Annotated in this window: 1 protein-coding gene; it reads left to right on the top strand. The window is 55.4% G+C overall.

Translation table 11 applies throughout. From position 1 onward, the window contains the following. Positions 1–48: 48 nt before the first annotated feature. Positions 49–741, top strand: coding sequence for an IS6 family transposase (locus tag GRAN_RS25295; RefSeq protein ID WP_128915840.1), 693 nt, complete (start codon positions 49–51; stop codon positions 739–741). The last annotated feature ends 21 nt before the right edge of the window (positions 742–762 follow it).

Raw genomic sequence — 762 nt, forward strand, 5'->3', positions numbered from 1 at the left:
GGCACTGTTGCAATAACCCGCTGCTGGCTCGGGGCAATACGATGTTTCATGTTTAAGCGGCGTCGTTTCCCGGTCGAGATCATTTTGCTTTGCGTTCGTTGGCACTGCAAGTACGGGATCTCCTACCGGGATTTGACGGAGATGATGCAGGAGCGCGGAGTTCAAGTGAACCCGTCCACGATCATGAGATGGGTTCATCGGTATGCGCCTGAGCTCGAGAAACGAGTACGGGCCTACCAGCGCTATGGCTCACAATCCTGGCGGGTCGATGAAACCTACGTTAAAGTCGGCGGCAGGTGGAAGTACCTGTTTCGAGCAGTAGACAAGTTTGGCCGGTTGATCGACTTCATGCTGATGGAGCGACGAAACATCCGCGCTGCCTACCGTTTCCTGAGCAAAGCTGCGGCCACGATGCGGGACTGGCCACCGACATCGATCACGACTGACAAGCTCCCTTCGTATCCTGAAGCAATCGACCGGCTGAAGCGCGATGGAAAGCTGGCCGGCGATACAAAACACCGGACGTCGAAGTACCTGAACAACATCATCGAGGCAGATCATGGCGCGCTCAAGAGAGTGATTCGACCGACTCGAGGCTTCCAAACCATGAAGACCGCGACCGCCACCATCAAAGGCTTTGAGATCATGCGGATGATCCGACGCGGCCATTGTCTCACCTGCAAACAAGGTGTCCACCATGAGATTCGCTTTGTGAATCGCCTCTTCCAGGTTGCCGCATGATTTCAAGCCGAGGAGAGGAAC

The organism is Granulicella sibirica (assembly GCF_004115155.1).
Taxonomy (GTDB): domain Bacteria; phylum Acidobacteriota; class Terriglobia; order Terriglobales; family Acidobacteriaceae; genus Edaphobacter; species Edaphobacter sibiricus.